13 protein-coding genes are annotated in these 15,128 nt (G+C 75.0%); 11 read left to right on the top strand and 2 right to left on the bottom strand.

What is annotated here, in order from left to right; genetic code table 11:
- Positions 1-37 precede the first annotated feature (37 nt).
- From pyrF to FH609_RS22965, 7 genes are all read left to right on the top strand, one after another.
- On the top strand, positions 38-880 hold the full coding sequence (gene pyrF / locus FH609_RS22935) for an orotidine-5'-phosphate decarboxylase (protein ID WP_139671150.1): 843 nt from the start codon (positions 38-40) through the stop codon (positions 878-880).
- A gap of 333 nt (positions 881-1,213) precedes the next feature.
- Positions 1,214-1,534: an integration host factor gene (locus FH609_RS22940; protein ID WP_062215601.1), complete on the top strand. Its 321-nt coding sequence runs from the start codon at positions 1,214-1,216 to the stop codon at positions 1,532-1,534.
- A gap of 76 nt (positions 1,535-1,610) precedes the next feature.
- Entirely contained in the window at positions 1,611-2,162 is a 552-nt protein-coding gene (gene gmk / locus FH609_RS22945; protein ID WP_139671065.1) for a guanylate kinase, read from the top strand.
- Positions 2,163-2,223: 61 nt separating this feature from the next.
- Positions 2,224-2,496: a DNA-directed RNA polymerase subunit omega gene (gene rpoZ, locus FH609_RS22950; RefSeq protein WP_062215606.1), complete on the top strand. Its 273-nt coding sequence runs from the start codon at positions 2,224-2,226 to the stop codon at positions 2,494-2,496.
- An 85-nt stretch (positions 2,497-2,581) separates the two neighbouring features.
- Complete coding sequence (gene coaBC / locus FH609_RS22955) at positions 2,582-3,892, top strand: bifunctional phosphopantothenoylcysteine decarboxylase/phosphopantothenate--cysteine ligase CoaBC (RefSeq protein WP_139671067.1); 1,311 nt, start codon at positions 2,582-2,584, stop codon at positions 3,890-3,892.
- Positions 3,893-4,072: 180 nt separating this feature from the next.
- Complete coding sequence (metK, locus tag FH609_RS22960; protein WP_139671069.1) at positions 4,073-5,281, top strand: methionine adenosyltransferase; 1,209 nt, start codon at positions 4,073-4,075, stop codon at positions 5,279-5,281.
- 88 nt (positions 5,282-5,369) lie between these two features.
- Positions 5,370-7,499, top strand: coding sequence for a primosomal protein N' (locus FH609_RS22965; protein WP_139671071.1), 2,130 nt, complete (start codon positions 5,370-5,372; stop codon positions 7,497-7,499).
- A 1,090-nt stretch (positions 7,500-8,589) separates the two neighbouring features.
- Here the strand turns inward: FH609_RS22965 and FH609_RS22970 are convergent.
- Positions 8,590-9,069 (bottom strand): hypothetical protein, encoded by a 480-nt coding sequence (locus tag FH609_RS22970; protein ID WP_139671072.1) that lies wholly within the window; start codon positions 9,067-9,069, stop codon positions 8,590-8,592.
- A gap of 337 nt (positions 9,070-9,406) precedes the next feature.
- On the opposite strand from FH609_RS22970, the gene fmt reads away from it, so the two are divergent.
- The 4 genes from fmt to FH609_RS22990 all read left to right on the top strand — a co-directional run bounded on the left by fmt (position 9,407) and on the right by FH609_RS22990 (position 13,740).
- On the top strand, positions 9,407-10,339 hold the full coding sequence (fmt, locus tag FH609_RS22975) for a methionyl-tRNA formyltransferase (RefSeq protein WP_139671073.1): 933 nt from the start codon (positions 9,407-9,409) through the stop codon (positions 10,337-10,339).
- A 126-nt stretch (positions 10,340-10,465) separates the two neighbouring features.
- Positions 10,466-11,890, top strand: coding sequence for an RsmB/NOP family class I SAM-dependent RNA methyltransferase (locus tag FH609_RS22980; RefSeq protein WP_139671075.1), 1,425 nt, complete (start codon positions 10,466-10,468; stop codon positions 11,888-11,890).
- 62 nt (positions 11,891-11,952) lie between these two features.
- Positions 11,953-12,651, top strand: a complete 699-nt coding sequence (gene rpe / locus FH609_RS22985) for a ribulose-phosphate 3-epimerase (RefSeq protein WP_139671077.1) — start codon at positions 11,953-11,955, stop codon at positions 12,649-12,651.
- 108 nt (positions 12,652-12,759) lie between these two features.
- The gene (locus FH609_RS22990) at positions 12,760-13,740 is read left to right on the top strand and encodes a sugar-binding transcriptional regulator (RefSeq protein ID WP_405379083.1); all 981 of its coding nucleotides are present in this window, start codon (positions 12,760-12,762) and stop codon (positions 13,738-13,740) included.
- Between the two features lie 333 nt (positions 13,741-14,073).
- Here the strand turns inward: FH609_RS22990 and FH609_RS22995 are convergent, their stop codons facing one another.
- Entirely contained in the window at positions 14,074-15,078 is a 1,005-nt protein-coding gene (locus tag FH609_RS22995; protein ID WP_139671081.1) for an LLM class flavin-dependent oxidoreductase, read from the bottom strand.
- Between the last annotated feature and the right edge of the window lie 50 nt (positions 15,079-15,128).

Raw genomic sequence — 15,128 nt, forward strand, 5'->3', positions numbered from 1 at the left:
CACTCCCACCACTCCCAGCACTCCGCCCGCTGCCGCCATGCCCCCGTCCGCCGGCGAGCCGTTCGGCGCCCGGCTGCGGCGCGCCATGGACCAGCGCGGCCCGCTGTGCGTCGGCATCGACCCGCACCCCGAGCTGCTGGCCGCCTGGCAACTCCCGGACAGCGCCGAGGGCCTGGCCCGGTTCGCCGACACCGTGGTCGCGGCGCTCGCCGACCGGGTGGCGGTGCTCAAGCCACAGTCCGCGTTCTTCGAGCGCCACGGCTCGGCCGGCGTCGCCGTGTTGGAACGGGCGGTCGCCGACGCCAGGTCGGCCGGCGCGCTGGTGCTCCTCGACGTCAAGCGCGGCGACATCGGCTCCACCGTCGCCGCCTACGCCGGCGCTTACTTCGGCGAGGGCGCCCCGCTGCGCTGCGATGCGATCACCCTCACCCCCTATCTCGGCTACGAGTCGCTGCGCCCGGCCCTCGACCGGGCCAGGGCCGACGGCGCCGGCGCGTTCGTGCTGGCCCGCACCTCCAACCCGGAGGGCGCGGCCACCCAGACCGCCCGCACCGAGGCCGGAGTCCCGCTGGCGCAGACGGTGTTGAACGACCTCGCCCGGGAGAACGCCGGCGCCGAGCCCTGGGGCTCCTTCGGCGCCGTGGTCGGCGCGACGGCCCCGGAGTCATCCCTCGAACTGACCATCAACGGCCCGCTGTTGGCCCCGGGCCTGGGCGCCCAGGGCGCCACGGCCGACGACCTGCCCCGGGTCTTCGGACCGGCGCTGCGCCAGGTGCTGCCGTCGGCCAGCCGGTCCGTGCTGCGCCGGGGCCCCGGCGTCGACGGCCTACGCGCGGCGGCCGAGTGGGAGGCGGCCGAACTGGCGCGGGTGCTGGCCTGAGCGCCCCAACGGGCGGGCAGGCCAAGGCCACCGCGCCGAAGAGTCGCCACGCGGGCGTCGTGCGTCACTGAAAAGTCAACGAAAGAGCCGCCGAAACGTTCCTTGAGCCGTCAACTGACCCGAAAACCGTGGGCATATATCCGATATGTCGCCGAAGCAGTTCAGCTGACCTGGACTTTTTGTCGATTCTCCCTGACTTATTGCCGTCACGGCCGCTAGTCTCCGTCGAGAGCGGAGCACCCGGGCGCGTTGCTCGTTGCTCCGCTGGTGCGGGCCCACTAGGTTCCTCACCGTTCCATATCCGACCAGTTCGACAACCGAGGTGACGTAGGCGTGGCTCTTCCGCCCCTTACCCCTGAACAGCGCGCAGCCGCGCTTGAGAAGGCCGCCGCGGCTCGCCGGGAGCGCGCCGAGGTCAAGAATCGGCTCAAGCACTCCGGCGCTTCCCTGCACGAGGTCATCAAGCAGGGCCAGGAGAACGACGTCATCGGCAAGATGAAGGTCTCCGCCCTTCTCGAGTCGATGCCGGGCGTCGGCAAGGTCCGCGCCCGCCAGATCATGGAGCGCCTCGGGATCTCCGAGAGCCGTCGCGTCCGTGGCCTTGGCTCCAACCAGATCGCCTCCCTGGAGCGCGAGTTCGGCAGCGGCGCCTGAGCGGCGCTTCGAAGGCGGGTGCCGCGCTCGTGGACGGGTTTTCGCCACCGAAGCGGGAAGCGGGATAATCGCCGGCATGACCGATCGTTCGCGACTGACCGTGCTCTCCGGCCCCTCGGGGGTCGGCAAGAGCACGGTCGTCGCTCATCTGCGCAGGGCTCATCCGGAGGTGTGGCTGTCCGTCTCGGCCACCACCCGCCATCCACGGCCGGGGGAGCGGCACGGCACCCACTACTTCTTCGTCAGCGACGAGGAGTTCGACAAGCTGGTCGCCAACGGCGAGCTGCTGGAGTGGGCCGAGTTCGCCGGCAACCGCTACGGCACACCGCGCCGCGCGGTCGTCGAACGCCTTGAGGCCGGCGAGCCCGTGCTCCTGGAGATCGACCTCCAGGGCGCCCGGCTGGTCCGCGCGTCCATGCCGGACGCCCGGCTCGTCTTCCTCGCGCCGCCCAGCTGGGACGAGCTGGTGCGCCGGCTCACCGGCCGGGGCACCGAGCCGCCCGAGGTCATCGAACGCCGGCTGGCGGTCGCCAGGACCGAGCTGGCCGCCGAGCCCGAGTTCGACGTGACGCTGGTCAACACCTCCGTCGAGGAGGTCTCCGCCGAACTGCTAGCCTTGATTCGTTGAATCCGGGGGCCGCGCCACACGTTGGTCCTACGGTCCCCCGAAACCCACCGGAAGGCAGAGCGTGTCCTCTCCCATCACCACGCCCGAGGGCATCATCAACCCGCCGATCGACGAGCTGCTTGAGGCGACCGACTCCAAGTACAGCCTGGTGATCTACGCGGCCAAGCGCGCCCGCCAGATCAACGCGTACTACTCGCAGCTGGGCGAGGGCCTGCTGGAGTACGTCGGCCCCCTCGTGGACACCCATGTGCACGAGAAGCCGCTGTCCATCTCGCTCCGCGAGATCAACGCGGGCCTGCTCACCTCCGAGGCCATCGAGGGCGCCACCGACTGACGCTCGGCGCCTGGCCGGCGGGGGGCGTGGGGGCGACCACCCGCCTGTGGCCCTCGGCGCCGTCGTCGTCCGCGGGCCTTCGCCCATGCTTCGCGCGGTTCCCCGCGCCCCTGGGGATTCGGGGGCGCGGGGAACCGCGTGTGGGGGCCGGAATCTCAGGAACGTGGGAGCAAGGAGGCGCGCCGTGGGGCGGACCGAGGTCGTGCTGGGCGTAGGCGGCGGCATCGCCGCCTACAAGGCGTGTGAGCTGTTGCGCCTGTTCACCGAGTCGGGGCACGCGGTGCGCGTGGTGCCCACCGCCTCCGCGCTCCGCTTCGTCGGCGCCCCCACCTGGGCGGCGCTCTCCGGGCGGCCCGTGCACACCGAGGTGTGGGACGACGTCGCCCAGGTGCCGCACGTGCGGATCGGCCGCGAGGCGGACCTCGTGGTGATCGCCCCGGCCACCGCCGACCTGCTCGCCAGGGCCGCCACCGGCCGCGCCGACGACCTGCTCACCAACGTCCTCCTCACCACCCGCGCCCCCGTCGTCCTCGCGCCCGCCATGCACACCGAGATGTGGGAGCACCCCGCGACCCGGGAGAACGTGGCCACCCTCCGCCGCCGGGGCGCCGTCGTCGTCGAGCCCGCCGTCGGCCGGCTCACCGGCGCCGACACCGGCAAGGGCCGGCTGCCCGATCCCGCCGCCCTCTTCGAGGTGGCCCGCCGGGTGCTGGCGCGCGGCGTCGCCGCCGCCACCCCCGACCTCGCCGGCCGCCGCGTGGTGATCAGCGCCGGCGGCACCAGGGAGCCGCTGGACCCGGTCCGCTACCTGGGCAACCACTCCTCGGGCAAGCAGGGCTACGCCCTGGCCCGCACCGCCCAGGCCAGGGGCGCCGAGGTCACCCTCGTCGCCGCCAACACCGCGCTGCCGGCGCCCGCCGGCGTGACCGTCGAACCGGTCGGCAGCGCCGAGGAGTTGCGCGCCGCGATGCGGAAGGCGGCCGCCGAGGCCGACGCGGTCGTGATGGCCGCCGCCGTCGCCGACTTCCGCCCCGCCAACCCCGTCGGGCAGAAGATCAAGAAGCGCGACGGCGTGGACCCCGACCCGATCGCCCTGGTCCGCAACCCCGACATCCTCGCCGAGCTGTCCGCCGCCCGCCGCCCGGGACAGGTCGTCGTCGGCTTCGCCGCCGAGACGGAGAACGTGCTGGCCGGCGGCCGCGCCAAGCTCGCCCGCAAGGGCTGCGACCTGCTGGTGGTCAACCAGGTCGGCGGCGGCCTCGCCTTCGGCACCGACGAGAACGAGGCGGTCATCCTCGCCGCCGACGGCGACGAGACGCCCGTTCCCCTCGGCCCCAAGGAGGCGCTCGCCGACCGCGTCTGGGACGCCGTCGTGCGCCGCCTGCCAACGCCCTGACCGGCGGCGGACGTTCGGAACGCGCGCCCCCGCCGGCCGGCCGCGCCGACCACCGAGCGTGAATCCGTGCGCGGTTCTCTCCGCCAGGAGGGCCCCATGTGGCTACACTGAGCGGTGCCGTGGCCGGTCCCACCGGGCGCGGAAGCATAGTCAGCAGCCGCTGCAACCCCAGGGAGCGTTGTGTCCCGTCGTCTGTTCACCTCAGAGTCCGTGACCGAGGGCCACCCGGACAAGATCGCCGACCAGATCAGCGACACCATTCTGGATGCCCTTCTCACCGAGGACCCGGGCTCCCGGGTCGCCGTCGAAACCATGATCACCACCGGCCTGGTCCATGTCGCCGGCGAGGTCACCACCAAGGCGTACGCGGACATCGCGACCCTGGTGCGGGCCAAGATCCTGGAGATCGGCTACGACTCATCGAAGAAGGGCTTCGACGGCGCCTCCTGCGGCGTCTCCGTCTCCATCGGCGCCCAGTCGCCCGACATCGCGCAGGGCGTCGACACCGCCTACGAGTCCCGCGTCGGCGGCGCCGAGGACGAGCTGGAGAGGCAGGGCGCCGGCGACCAGGGCCTGATGTTCGGCTACGCCTGCGACGAGACCCCCGAGCTGATGCCGCTCCCCATCCGGCTCGCGCACCGCCTCTCCGGCCGCCTCTCCGAGGTCCGCAGGAACGGCACCATCCCCTACCTGCGGCCCGACGGCAAGACCCAGGTCACCATCGAGTACGACGGCGACAAGGCCGTCCGCCTCGACACCGTGGTGGTCTCCAGCCAGCACGCCTCCGACATCGACCTCGACTCGCTGCTGGCGCCTGACATCCAGGAGTTCGTCGTCGAGCCCGAGCTGAAGGCGCTGCTCAGCGACGGCATCAAGCTGGACACGGAGAACTACCGGCTGCTGGTCAACCCGACCGGCCGGTTCGAGATCGGCGGCCCGATGGGCGACGCCGGGCTGACCGGGCGGAAGATCATCATCGACACCTACGGCGGCATGGCCCGGCACGGCGGGGGGGCTTTCTCCGGCAAGGACCCGTCGAAGGTGGACCGTTCGGCCGCCTACGCGATGCGCTGGGTGGCGAAGAACGTGGTGGCCGCCGGGCTCGCCACCCGCTGCGAGGTGCAGGTCGCCTACGCCATCGGCAAGGCCGAGCCGGTCGGCCTGTTCGTCGAGACCTTCGGCACCGCCTCGGTCCCGGCCGAGCGGATCGAGCAGGCCATCACCGAGGTCTTCGACCTCCGCCCGGCCGCCATCATCCGCGACCTGGACCTGCTGCGGCCCATCTACGCCCAGACCGCCGCCTACGGCCACTTCGGCCGCGAGCTGCCGGACTTCACCTGGGAACGCACCGACCGGGTCGACGCGCTGCGCGCCGCCGCCGGCCTCTGACGCACCCCGTTTCTCGACCGTTCCCCCTCCTTGGCACGACCGCCGAAGCGCCGACCGCACTGTCCGAGCCGTCTGATGTACTGGCCGGATGAGTGAGGCCGGCGCTTCGGAGCGTCCGGGCGGGGAGCAACTGGCGCTGATCAGGGCCGCCGTCCGGGAGCGGAAGCTGCCCAAAGCCAGGCCGCGCACCTGGCGCGACGCCCCGCTCGCCGAGCGGCTGCCGGTCGCCCGCGTCCTCGTCGACAAGGGCCTGGTCCACCTCGACCGCTGCTTCGACTACGCCGTGCCCGCCGGCCTCGACGCCGAAGCCCAGCCGGGCGTGCGGGTCCGCGTCCGGTTCGGCGCCGGGCAGCGCGACGGCCGCCGCGAGGGCGGCGGCCTGGTCAACGGCTATGTGGTGGAACGCCGCGCCGACAGCGACTTCACCGGCGTGCTCGCCCCGCTGGCCCAGGTCCTCTCGCCCGAACCGGTGCTCACCCCCGAGCTGTTGGCGCTCTGCCGCGCCGTCGCCGACCGCTGCGCCGGCGCCCTCGCCGACGTGGTGCGGCTCGCGATCCCACCCCGGATGGCCAAGGCCGAACGCGCCCCCACGCCCGAGCCCCCGCCGCCGCCCGAACCGCCGGCGCCGGGCGGCTGGTCACGTTACCCGCACGGCGCCGCGTTCCTCACGGCGCTCGCCAAGGGGCGCGCGCCCCGCGCCGTGTGGACCGCGCTCCCCGGACCGCGCTGGCCCGACGAGCTGGCCACCGCGCTGGCCGCCACTCTCGCCGGCGGGCGCGGCGCCCTCGCGGTGCTGCCGGACGGGCGGGCCGCCGCCCGGGTCGACGCCGCCCTCACCGAACTGCTCGGCCCAGGCCACCATGTGCTGCTCACCGCCGACTCGGGGCCCGAGCAGCGGTACCGGCGGTGGCTGGCGATCCACCGGGGCGCCGTGCGCTGCGTCGTCGGCACCCGCGCGGCGATGTTCGCGCCGGTCCGCTCCCTCGGCCTGGCCGCCATCTGGGACGACGGCGACGCCGCGCACCGCGACGACCACGCGCCCCAACCGCACGCCCGCGACGTGCTGTTGCTGCGCGCCACCCAGGAGAACGCGGGCCTCCTCCTCGGCGGCCACGCGCACACTGCCGAGGCCGCCCGGCTGGTGCGCGGTGGCTGGGCCAGGCCGCTGGTCCCCGAGCGGGAGACGTTCCGCGCGGCCGCGCCCCTGCTGCGCACCGTCGGCGACCACGACCAGGCCCGCGACGAGGCCGCCCGTTCCGCCCGGCTGCCCACCCTCGCCTGGCAGGCGCTGCGCGAGGGCCTGGCCCGGGGCCCGGTGCTGGTCCAGGTGCCGCGCCGGGGGTACGCGCCCCGGCTGGCCTGCGACCGCTGTCGGGAGCCGGCCCGCTGCGCCGGCTGTCACGGCCCGCTGGCCTCGGTCGGCGCGGACGAGGAGCTGCGCTGCGGCTGGTGCGGCACGGCCGAGCGTTCCTGGCACTGCGGGGAGTGCGGCGGCCGTCGGCTGCGGGCCGTCGTGATCGGCGCCCGCCGCACCGCCGAGGAGCTGGGCCGCGCCTTTCCGAGCGTGCCGGTCCGCGCCTCCGGGCGGGATCATGTGCTGGCCACCGTTCCCGACCAGCCGGCGCTGGTGGTCAGCACGCCGGGCGCCGAACCCGTTCCCGAGGGCCCCGGCTACGCCGCCGTGCTGCTGCTGGACGGCTGGGCGCTGCTCGGCCGGCCCGACCTGCGGGCCGGCGAGGAGACGCTGCGCCGCTGGCTCAACGCGGCGGCCCTGGCCAGGGGCCGCCACGACGGCGGCGTCGTCGTGGTCACGGCCGAGCCCACGCTGCGGCCCGTGCAGTCCCTGGTCCGCTGGGACCCGGAGGGGCACGCGCTGCGCGAACTCGCCGACCGGGAGACGCTCGGCTTCCCGCCGGTCTCCCGGATGGCCGCCGTCACGGGTCTGCCTGAGGCGGTCGCCGGGCTGCTGGCCGTCGCCGAACTCCCGCCCTCGGCCGAGGTGTTGGGCCCGGTCCCGCTGCCGGAGACCCCGGCCGGCCGCCCCCGCAGAACGGGCGAGCCGCCACCCGGCGAACAGTGGGAACGCGCGCTGATCCGCGTCCCGCCGGGCGCCGGCGGCGCGCTGGCGCTGGCCCTGAAGACGGCCCAGGCGCACCGCCTGACCCACCGCGAGGGGCCGCCGGCCTGGGTCCGGATGGACCCCGACGACATCGGGTGATCCGCGTGATCCGCGTGATCCGCCTGCCGGCGCACCGGCTCGGGAGCGGGGTGCGCCTGCCGGCGCACCGGCTCGGGAGCGCCGAGGCGCCCTGGGGGCGCCCGGCGTGGGGTTCTGCCTGGCGGTGCTCGGTGGAGAGGGTCTCCGTTTGGCGGTGGCGCGTTGGGTGAGGAGGGGGGTGGCCGTGGGTGTCGTGGTTTGGGGTGTTCGGGAGGGTGCGGCGTCGGCTGGGCCCTTGGCGGTGTTCGCTCGCGCGGCGTTGCTGTCTAAGGGCCGGGCACGGGGGTGTGGTGCGTCTGCCGGCGCCCGGCGTGGGGGTCTGTCTGGCGGTGTTCGGCGGAGGGGGTCTCCGTTTGGCGGTGGTGCGTGGTGGGCGAGGGGGCGGGGTGGCCTGTGGTGTTGGGCGGAGGGGTTCTCCGTTTGGTGGTGACGGGCGGGGTGGCCGTGGGTGTCGTGGTTTGGGGTGTTCGGGAGGGTGCGGCGTCGGCTGGACCCTTGGCCGTGTTCGCTCGCGCGGCGTTGCTGTCTGGGGGCCGGGCGCGGGGGTGTGGTGCGACGTGGCGTGGGTAACGGGCGGTGTCCGTCTGGGCGTTGGCGGGGGCGGCTGAGGGGTTCTCCGCTTGGTGGTATCGCGTACTGGGTAAACGGGTGCTGGTTGGGGCCGGGTGGAGAAGGTCTCCGTTTGGCGGCGGGGGAGGGGTTCCCCGGTCGCCCGGGCAGCGGGACGTCAGTGAGAACGGGGTCGGCGTCCGGGGCGTTGTTGGTGAGCGAAGCAACTCGACCCTGGCCTTGACCGCCGTGGCCCGATGGCGGCCGGTGCCAAGCATTTCCGGCGGTGCGGCTGGGCAGTTGACCGGCGGGGCCGTTCCCCAGGAGCGCGGGCCGTGGCACTCCTGGGTCCGTCGCCGTCACGCGTGACGGCGACGGACCACAAGTAGCGCTGCTCGGCGGGCTGCTGGCCCCAGGACCGGCCGCGTCGCCTCAGGGACGGGCCCCCAGGCTTCGGGCCCGGGGCCCGTTCGCCCCGGGTGGGCACCTCCGGGCCCGCCGCCTTGGGCGGCGGCCCGGTCCCGAGGCCAGCCGCCAGGCGTCAGCCGCGTTGGCCGGGGAGGCTGTGCGGCTCGGGGGCCGGGGTCGTCGCGGCGGGCTGCGGGCGGCGGGCCGGCGGCACGGCCGGGGGCACCGTGCCGACCGGGGCCTCCCGTCCCCCGGCCGGCGGCGCCGGCCGCCGCGCGCCGTAGCGCCGGTGCACCGCCTGCTTGGTGACCCCCAGCGCCGAGCCCACCGCGTCCCAGGAGAACCCCAGCGAACGGTCGAAGTCGACCGCCGCTGTGACCAGCGCCTCCACGCTGTCTCGCAGCTCCTGGGCCAGCCGCACCGTGGGCGCGGGGGCCCGCCCATAGACCACGAAACCGGCCGAGGGGCCGGTCCGTCGTGGTCGGTAGACGTTGCCCAACTGCGCGGTGAGCGTACGCAGGGCGTCCACCTGGCGGCGAACCCGCTCGATGTCGCGTACCAGCAGATGCAGGCTGGCCCGCGCCTGAGCGTCAGGGGTGGCGTGGTCGGCCATTTACAAGCCTCTCGAACCGGCGGCAAGGAAGGGACGGGACGCGAGGGACCCGTCTGCGGTCAATCTGTCTTGACCAACGCGCCACCGGGCGCCTGAGTCACGCCCTCGGCGCGCATCGTCAACACGGCGGAGCGCACGGCCCCGAGCCCTGCGCCCCCCGGTGCCCCCGAACGCACCAGCACGCCACGGAACGTAGACTCTGCGGGCGTTCACCCCGCCCCACGCGGGAGGCTCAACGGGGGGCCGTCCGGCTCGTCGGCCCCGCCGGTCCCGTTGAGGACACGTCCGAGTTGAAGACACGTCCGAGAGGTCACCCACCCACGATGAGGCCCGCACGATGAGGCTGGTTTTCGCCGGCACCCCCGAGGTCGCCGTTCCCGCGCTGGACGCCCTGCTGGCGTCCGACCGGCACGAGGTCGTCGCCGTCGTCACCCGCCCCGACGCCCCGGCGGGGCGCGGCCGGCGGCTGGTCGCCAGCCCGGTGGCCGAGCGGGCCGCCGAGGCCGGGATCGAGATCCTGCGGCCGCGCCGCCCCAAGGACCCGGACTTTCTCGACAGGTTGACGGAGATCGCCCCCGACTGCTGCCCCGTGGTGGCCTATGGCGCGCTGCTGCCCAGGCCCGCGTTGGACATCCCGGCCCGGGGCTGGGTCAACCTGCACTTCTCCCTGCTGCCCGCGTGGCGCGGCGCCGCGCCCGTTCAGCACGCGCTGCTCGCCGGCGACGAGGTGACCGGCGCCAGCACCTTCCAGATCGAGGAGGGCCTGGACTCGGGCCCGGTCTACGGGGTGATCACCGAGGAGATCCGCCCCCGGGACACCAGCGGCGACCTGCTGACCCGGCTGGCCCTCGCCGGCTCCGGCCTGCTGGCCGCCACCATGGACGGCATCGAGGACGGCAGCCTCACCCCCCGCCCCCAGCCGACCGAGGGCGTCAGCCTCGCCCCGAAGCTGACCGTCGATGACGCGCGGGTCGACTGGAACGCGCCGGCGCTCCGCGTGGACCGGGTGGTGCGGGCGTGCACGCCGGCGCCCGGCGCGTGGACCACGTTCCGTGGCGAACGGCTCAAGCTGCGCCAGGTCGAGCAGCTGCCCGGTGAACCCGCCCTGGCGCCGGGCGAGTTGTCGGCCGACAAGCGGACGGTGCGGGTCGGCACCGGCTCCCACCCCGTCGAGCTGGCCTTCGTTCAGCCGCAGGGCAAGCGGCCCATGGCCGCCGCCGACTGGGCCCGAGGGGTGCGGGTCGCCGAGGGCGAACGACTCGGCGGCTGAGGCCGCCGGGCCGCGTCGCCGTACCCTGGACCCCGGCCCCACCGGCCACCAGCCCGTCATCCACCCCGTTGCACCCGTTGCACGCGTTCCACCCGTTCCCCCGTACCCGCCGGAGTCAACGTTCCCGTGAGCAGTCGGCAGCGCCGCCCGTCCAAGCCCTATCGCCGCCCCCAGCGGGACCCCGCGCGCATCCTCGCGTTCGACGCGCTGCGCGCCGTCGACGAGCGGGACGCCTACGCCAACCTGGTCCTGCCGCCGCTGCTCGCCCGCGCCAAACGGGACGGCAGCCTCGACGACCGGGACGCCGCGTTCGCCACCGAGCTGGTCTACGGCACGCTCCGCCGCCAGGGCACCTATGACGCGATCCTCGCCGAGTGCGTGGACCGCCCGCTGCGCGAGGTCGACCCGCCGGTGCTCGACGTGCTCTCGCTCGGCGTCCACCAGCTGCTCGCCACCCGCATCCCCACGCACGCCGCCGTGAGTTCGGCCGTCGAGCTGGCCCGCTGCGTGGTCGGCGACGGCCGGGCCAAGTTCGTCAACGCGGTGCTGCGCCGGGTCACCGCCCACGACCTCGACGGTTGGATCGAGCTGCTCGCCCCGCCCTACGACCGGGACCCCGAGGGCCATCTCGGCCTGCGGCACGCCCACCCGCGCTGGGTCGTCGGCGCGCTGTGGGACGCGCTGGGCGGGGGGCGCGAGGAGATCGAACGCCTGCTGGTCGCGGACAACGAGCGCCCCCGCGTCACCCTGGCCGCCCGCCCCGGGCGCAGCACCCAGGAGGAGCTGCTGGCCGGCGAGGGCGCCGAGCCGGGGCGCTGGTCGCCGCAGGCCGTGCGGCTGGTCGAGGGCGGCGAGCCGGGCGCGGTGCCCGCCGTCGTCGAGGGCCGGGCCGGCGTGCAGGACGAGGGCAGCCAGCTGGTCGCGCTGGCCCTGGCCAACGTGCCGCTGGCCGACGGCCCCGACCGCCGCTGGCTCGACGGCTGCGCGGGCCCCGGAGGCAAGGCCGCGCTGCTCGGCGCGCTCGCCGCCGAACGCGGCGCCGCCCTGGTGGCCAGCGAACTCCAGCCGCACCGGGCCCGGTTGGTGGCCCGCGCCCTGGCCGGCAACCCCGGCCCGTACCAGGTGCTGGTCGCCGACGCCCGCCGTCCCGCGTGGCGGCCCGCCAGCTTCGACCGGGTGCTGCTGGACGTGCCCTGCACCGGACTCGGCGCGCTGCGCCGCCGCCCCGAGTCCCGCTGGCGCCGCCGCCCCGAGGACCTGGACCGGCTCGCCACCCGGCAGCGCGAGCTGCTGCGCGCCGGCCTGGAGGCGCTTCGCCCCGGCGGCGTGCTCGGCTACGCCACCTGCTCCCCGCACCTGAGCGAGACCCGGCTGGTGGTCGCCGACGTCATCAAGGGCCTGGCCGACAGCGACCTCGCGGTGGAACGGGTCGACGCCCGGCCGCTGCTGCCCGGCGTTCCCGAGCTGGGCGACGGGCCCGACGTCCAGCTGTGGCCGCACCGCCACGGCACCGACGCGATGTATCTGGCGCTGCTGCGGCGGACCGGCTGAGGCGCTGGCGCCGGGCGCGCACCACCGGGCCGGCGCCGAACGCGATGTTGAATACTGGGCCCATGGCCCAGATCAACCCCAGCATTCTGTCCGCCGACTTCGCCCGCCTCGCCGACGAGGCCCGCGCCGTCGAGGGCGCCGACTGGCTCCATGTCGACGTCATGGACAACCACTTCGTGCCCAACCTGACGCTGGGCGTGCCCGTGGTCCAGTCCCTGCGGAAGGCGACCGACACCCCGCTGGACTGCCACCTGATGATCGAGGACCCGGACCGCTGGGCGCCGTCGTTCGTCGAGGCGGGCGCCGGCTCGGTCACCTTCCACGCCGAGGCCGCCGCCGCGCCGGTCCGGCTGGCCAGGGAGATCCGCGCGCTGGGCGCCCGCGCCTCGATGGCGCTGAAGCCGGCCACGCCGATCGAACCGTTCGAGGACCTGCTGCCCGAGCTGGACATGATCCTGGTGATGACGGTCGAACCCGGCTTCGGCGGCCAGGCGTTCCTCGACATCATGCTGCCCAAGATCCGCCGCACCCGGGCGCTGATCGAACGCCACGGGCTGCCGCTCTGGCTCCAGGTCGACGGCGGGGTCTCGGCCGACACCATCGAGCGCTGCGCGGAGGCGGGGGCCGACGTCTTCGTCGCCGGCTCCGCCGTCTACGGCGCCGACGACCCGGCGGCCGCCGTGCGCGGGCTGCGCGCCTCGGCGGAACGGGCGGCGGCCGCCGCCTCAGGGCGGGGCGGCTCCGGCGGCTCCGGGCGGTGAACCGGTTCGCGTTTCGTCTGCGAGGATTGAACGCGGAACGTGACCGGGGACACAGGGCCGATGAACAGTGAGGTGAGTGCGGTGCCGACCGGAAGGTCTGCCACACGGATGGGGCCCGCCGAGCTGATGCAGGCGGCGGCGATGGCACGGCGCTTCTACCTGGAGGGGAAGTCCAAGATCCAGATCGCGGACGAGTTCGGCGTCAGCCGCTTCAAGGTCGCCCGCGTGCTGGAGTCGGCGGTCGAACAGGAGCTGGTGCGGATCGAGATCCGCGTGCCCGCCGAGCTGGACGCCGAACGCTCCGACGCGCTCCGCTCGCACTTCGGCCTGCGCCACGTCGTCGTCGCCGAGTCGCCGACCGAGGCCACGGAGGACACCCCGGACCCGGAGCACCTCGGCGAGGTCGCCGCCGAACTGCTGGAGGAACTGGTCGCCGAGGGCGACGTGCTGGGCCTGGCCTGGGGAAGGTCAACGATCCACATGGCGGCGGCACTTCGCCAGCTGCCGCCCTGCACGGTGGTCCAGCTGACCGGCGTCTACGACGCGGGCGCCGAACGCGGCTCGGTCGAGGCGGTCCGCCGGGCCGCCGACGTCTCCGGCGGCGAGGCGCACCCGATCTACGCGCCGATGCTGCTCTCCGACCCCGGCACCGCCGCCGCGCTGCGCGCCCAGCCCGGGATCGCCGCCGCCTTCGACTACTTCGACCGGGTCACCATCGCGGCCGTCTCCATCGGCACCTGGGAGACCGGGATCTCCACCGTTCACGACATGCTGGGCAAGGAGGAGCGCGACCACTACGCCTCGCTCGGCGTCGCGGCGGAGATGTCGGCGCATCTCTTCTCCGCCGACGGGCGGCGGATCGGCCGCGACCTCGGCGAACGGTGCATCACCGTGGAGCCGGAACGGCTGCGCCGCGTCCCCGAGGTCGTCGCCATCGCCGGCGGCCGCCGCAAGGCGGGCGCGATCAACGCGGTGCTGCGCTCCGGGCTGGTCACCAGCCTGGTCACGGACACGGCGGCGGCCGACCAGCTGCTGGCCACGCCGGCGCCGGCCCGACCGGCGCTGGACCGGGCGGACCTCGACGCGTGACGCTGGCCGCTGGGCCTCGCCCGGTTTTTTCTTGCCCACCCGCCCGCCCCTTGTTGCCTGCGGCTCGCTGCGGGCCGGTGCGTTCGTTGCCGCTTGGCGGTAACAGGGGTGGGTGGGACCACGCCTTGGGGCTGCCGGTAGTCGCCCGTCAATGGCCAGTGGTGGGTGGGGGCGTTGCCCCCACCCACCCGCCCCTTTTTGCCTGCGGCCTGCTGCGGGCTGGTGCGTCCGTTGCCGGCTAGAAGTAAACCCCAGGCCGGCTCGCAGCCGCCGACGGCGATTCGCCGGCCCACTACCGGCGGCGAAAGGGCGGGCGGGTGGGAGAAACGGCCGTCAACGGCCAACCCCACGCGGCGCGTTCGCGCCTCCGCCCTCGCGAACCGCGTTCGCGCCCCCGCCGCCGCGAGCCGCGTTCGCGCCCTCAAGAACGGGAACGATGATCTCGTCCGTCACCCACCGCGCCACGCCCTCCGGGAACGGGGCCGGGAGGCTGAGGACGATGTGGGTCGCGCCGGTGGTCAGCAGGTCCGTGACCACCGCGCGGGTGGCGGCCGGGTCGGTGTAGGAGACGTGGGTCTGCACCGAGCGGGTGATCTCGCCGGGGTCGCGGCCGAGTTGGGCGCACGCCGCGTCCAGCGCGGCGGCGCGCTCGCGGACGCGCGCGACGTCGGCGTGCGGCGGTCCCGAGATGTTCCACAGGTCGGCGTGTTCGGCGGCGACCCGCAGCAGCCCGTCGCCCGAGCCGCCGATCAGCAGCGGCAGCCGCCGCGCCGGGCGCGGCGCGGCCCGGGCGCCGGCCAGGCGGTAGTGGCGGCCGGCGAAGTCCGTCGGCTCCTCGTTCTCCCAGAGGGCGCGCAGCACCCGGCAGCTCTCGGCGAGCCGGGCCAGCCCGACGCCGGGCGTGGGCGGTTCGATGCCCAGGGCGCGGTACCCGGCGACCGCCCTGGCCGCAGGGCCTGCGGCCGCCGGCTGGCCGGGGCGGGGGAGGGTGGGGCCCATGCCGAGGCCGACGGTGAGGCGTCCCTCGGAGATGCCCTCCACCGTCGCGGCCGTCTTGGCCAGCAGCGCTGGCGGCCGGAGCCGGTTGTTGGAGACCAGCAGGCCCAGGCCGATCCGTTCGGTGGTGGCGGCGAGCGCGGCCAGCGTGGTCCAGCCCTCCCACGTCGGCCCGGTGGGCGGGCCGAAGAGCGGCGGGAGGTGGTCCCAGAGCCAGGCGTGCTCGATCCGCTCGATGCCGTCGGCCTCGCGCCAGACGCGCAGCACGTCCGCGTAGTCGGTGTGGGCCGGGGTGGTCTTGATGCCGAAGCTCAGCCGACGCCCGTTCGTTCCTCCGGTCATCCGAACCTCCCGCTGCCGCCGGACCGTTGGGCGCCATCGTGGCAGCGGCG

The sequence above is a fragment of the Streptomyces sp. 3MP-14 genome, from assembly GCF_006334905.2.
Classification (GTDB): domain Bacteria; phylum Actinomycetota; class Actinomycetes; order Streptomycetales; family Streptomycetaceae; genus Streptomyces; species Streptomyces triticirhizae.

Excerpts from the sequence above, each read along its gene's own strand:
- FH609_RS22995 (WP_139671081.1), bottom strand. The coding sequence starts at position 15,078 with ATGACCGGAGGAACGAACGGGCGTCGGCTGAGCTTCGGCATCAAGACC.
- pyrF (WP_139671150.1), top strand. The coding sequence starts at position 38 with ATGCCCCCGTCCGCCGGCGAGCCGTTCGGCGCCCGGCTGCGGCGCGCC.
- fmt (WP_139671073.1), top strand. The coding sequence starts at position 9,407 with ATGAGGCTGGTTTTCGCCGGCACCCCCGAGGTCGCCGTTCCCGCGCTG.
- rpe (WP_139671077.1), top strand. The coding sequence starts at position 11,953 with ATGGCCCAGATCAACCCCAGCATTCTGTCCGCCGACTTCGCCCGCCTC.
- FH609_RS22965 (WP_139671071.1), top strand. The coding sequence starts at position 5,370 with ATGAGTGAGGCCGGCGCTTCGGAGCGTCCGGGCGGGGAGCAACTGGCG.
- coaBC (WP_139671067.1), top strand. The coding sequence starts at position 2,582 with ATGCTTCGCGCGGTTCCCCGCGCCCCTGGGGATTCGGGGGCGCGGGGA.
- FH609_RS22970 (WP_139671072.1), bottom strand. The coding sequence starts at position 9,069 with ATGGCCGACCACGCCACCCCTGACGCTCAGGCGCGGGCCAGCCTGCAT.
- FH609_RS22990 (WP_405379083.1), top strand. The coding sequence starts at position 12,760 with ATGGGGCCCGCCGAGCTGATGCAGGCGGCGGCGATGGCACGGCGCTTC.
- gmk (WP_139671065.1), top strand. The coding sequence starts at position 1,611 with ATGACCGATCGTTCGCGACTGACCGTGCTCTCCGGCCCCTCGGGGGTC.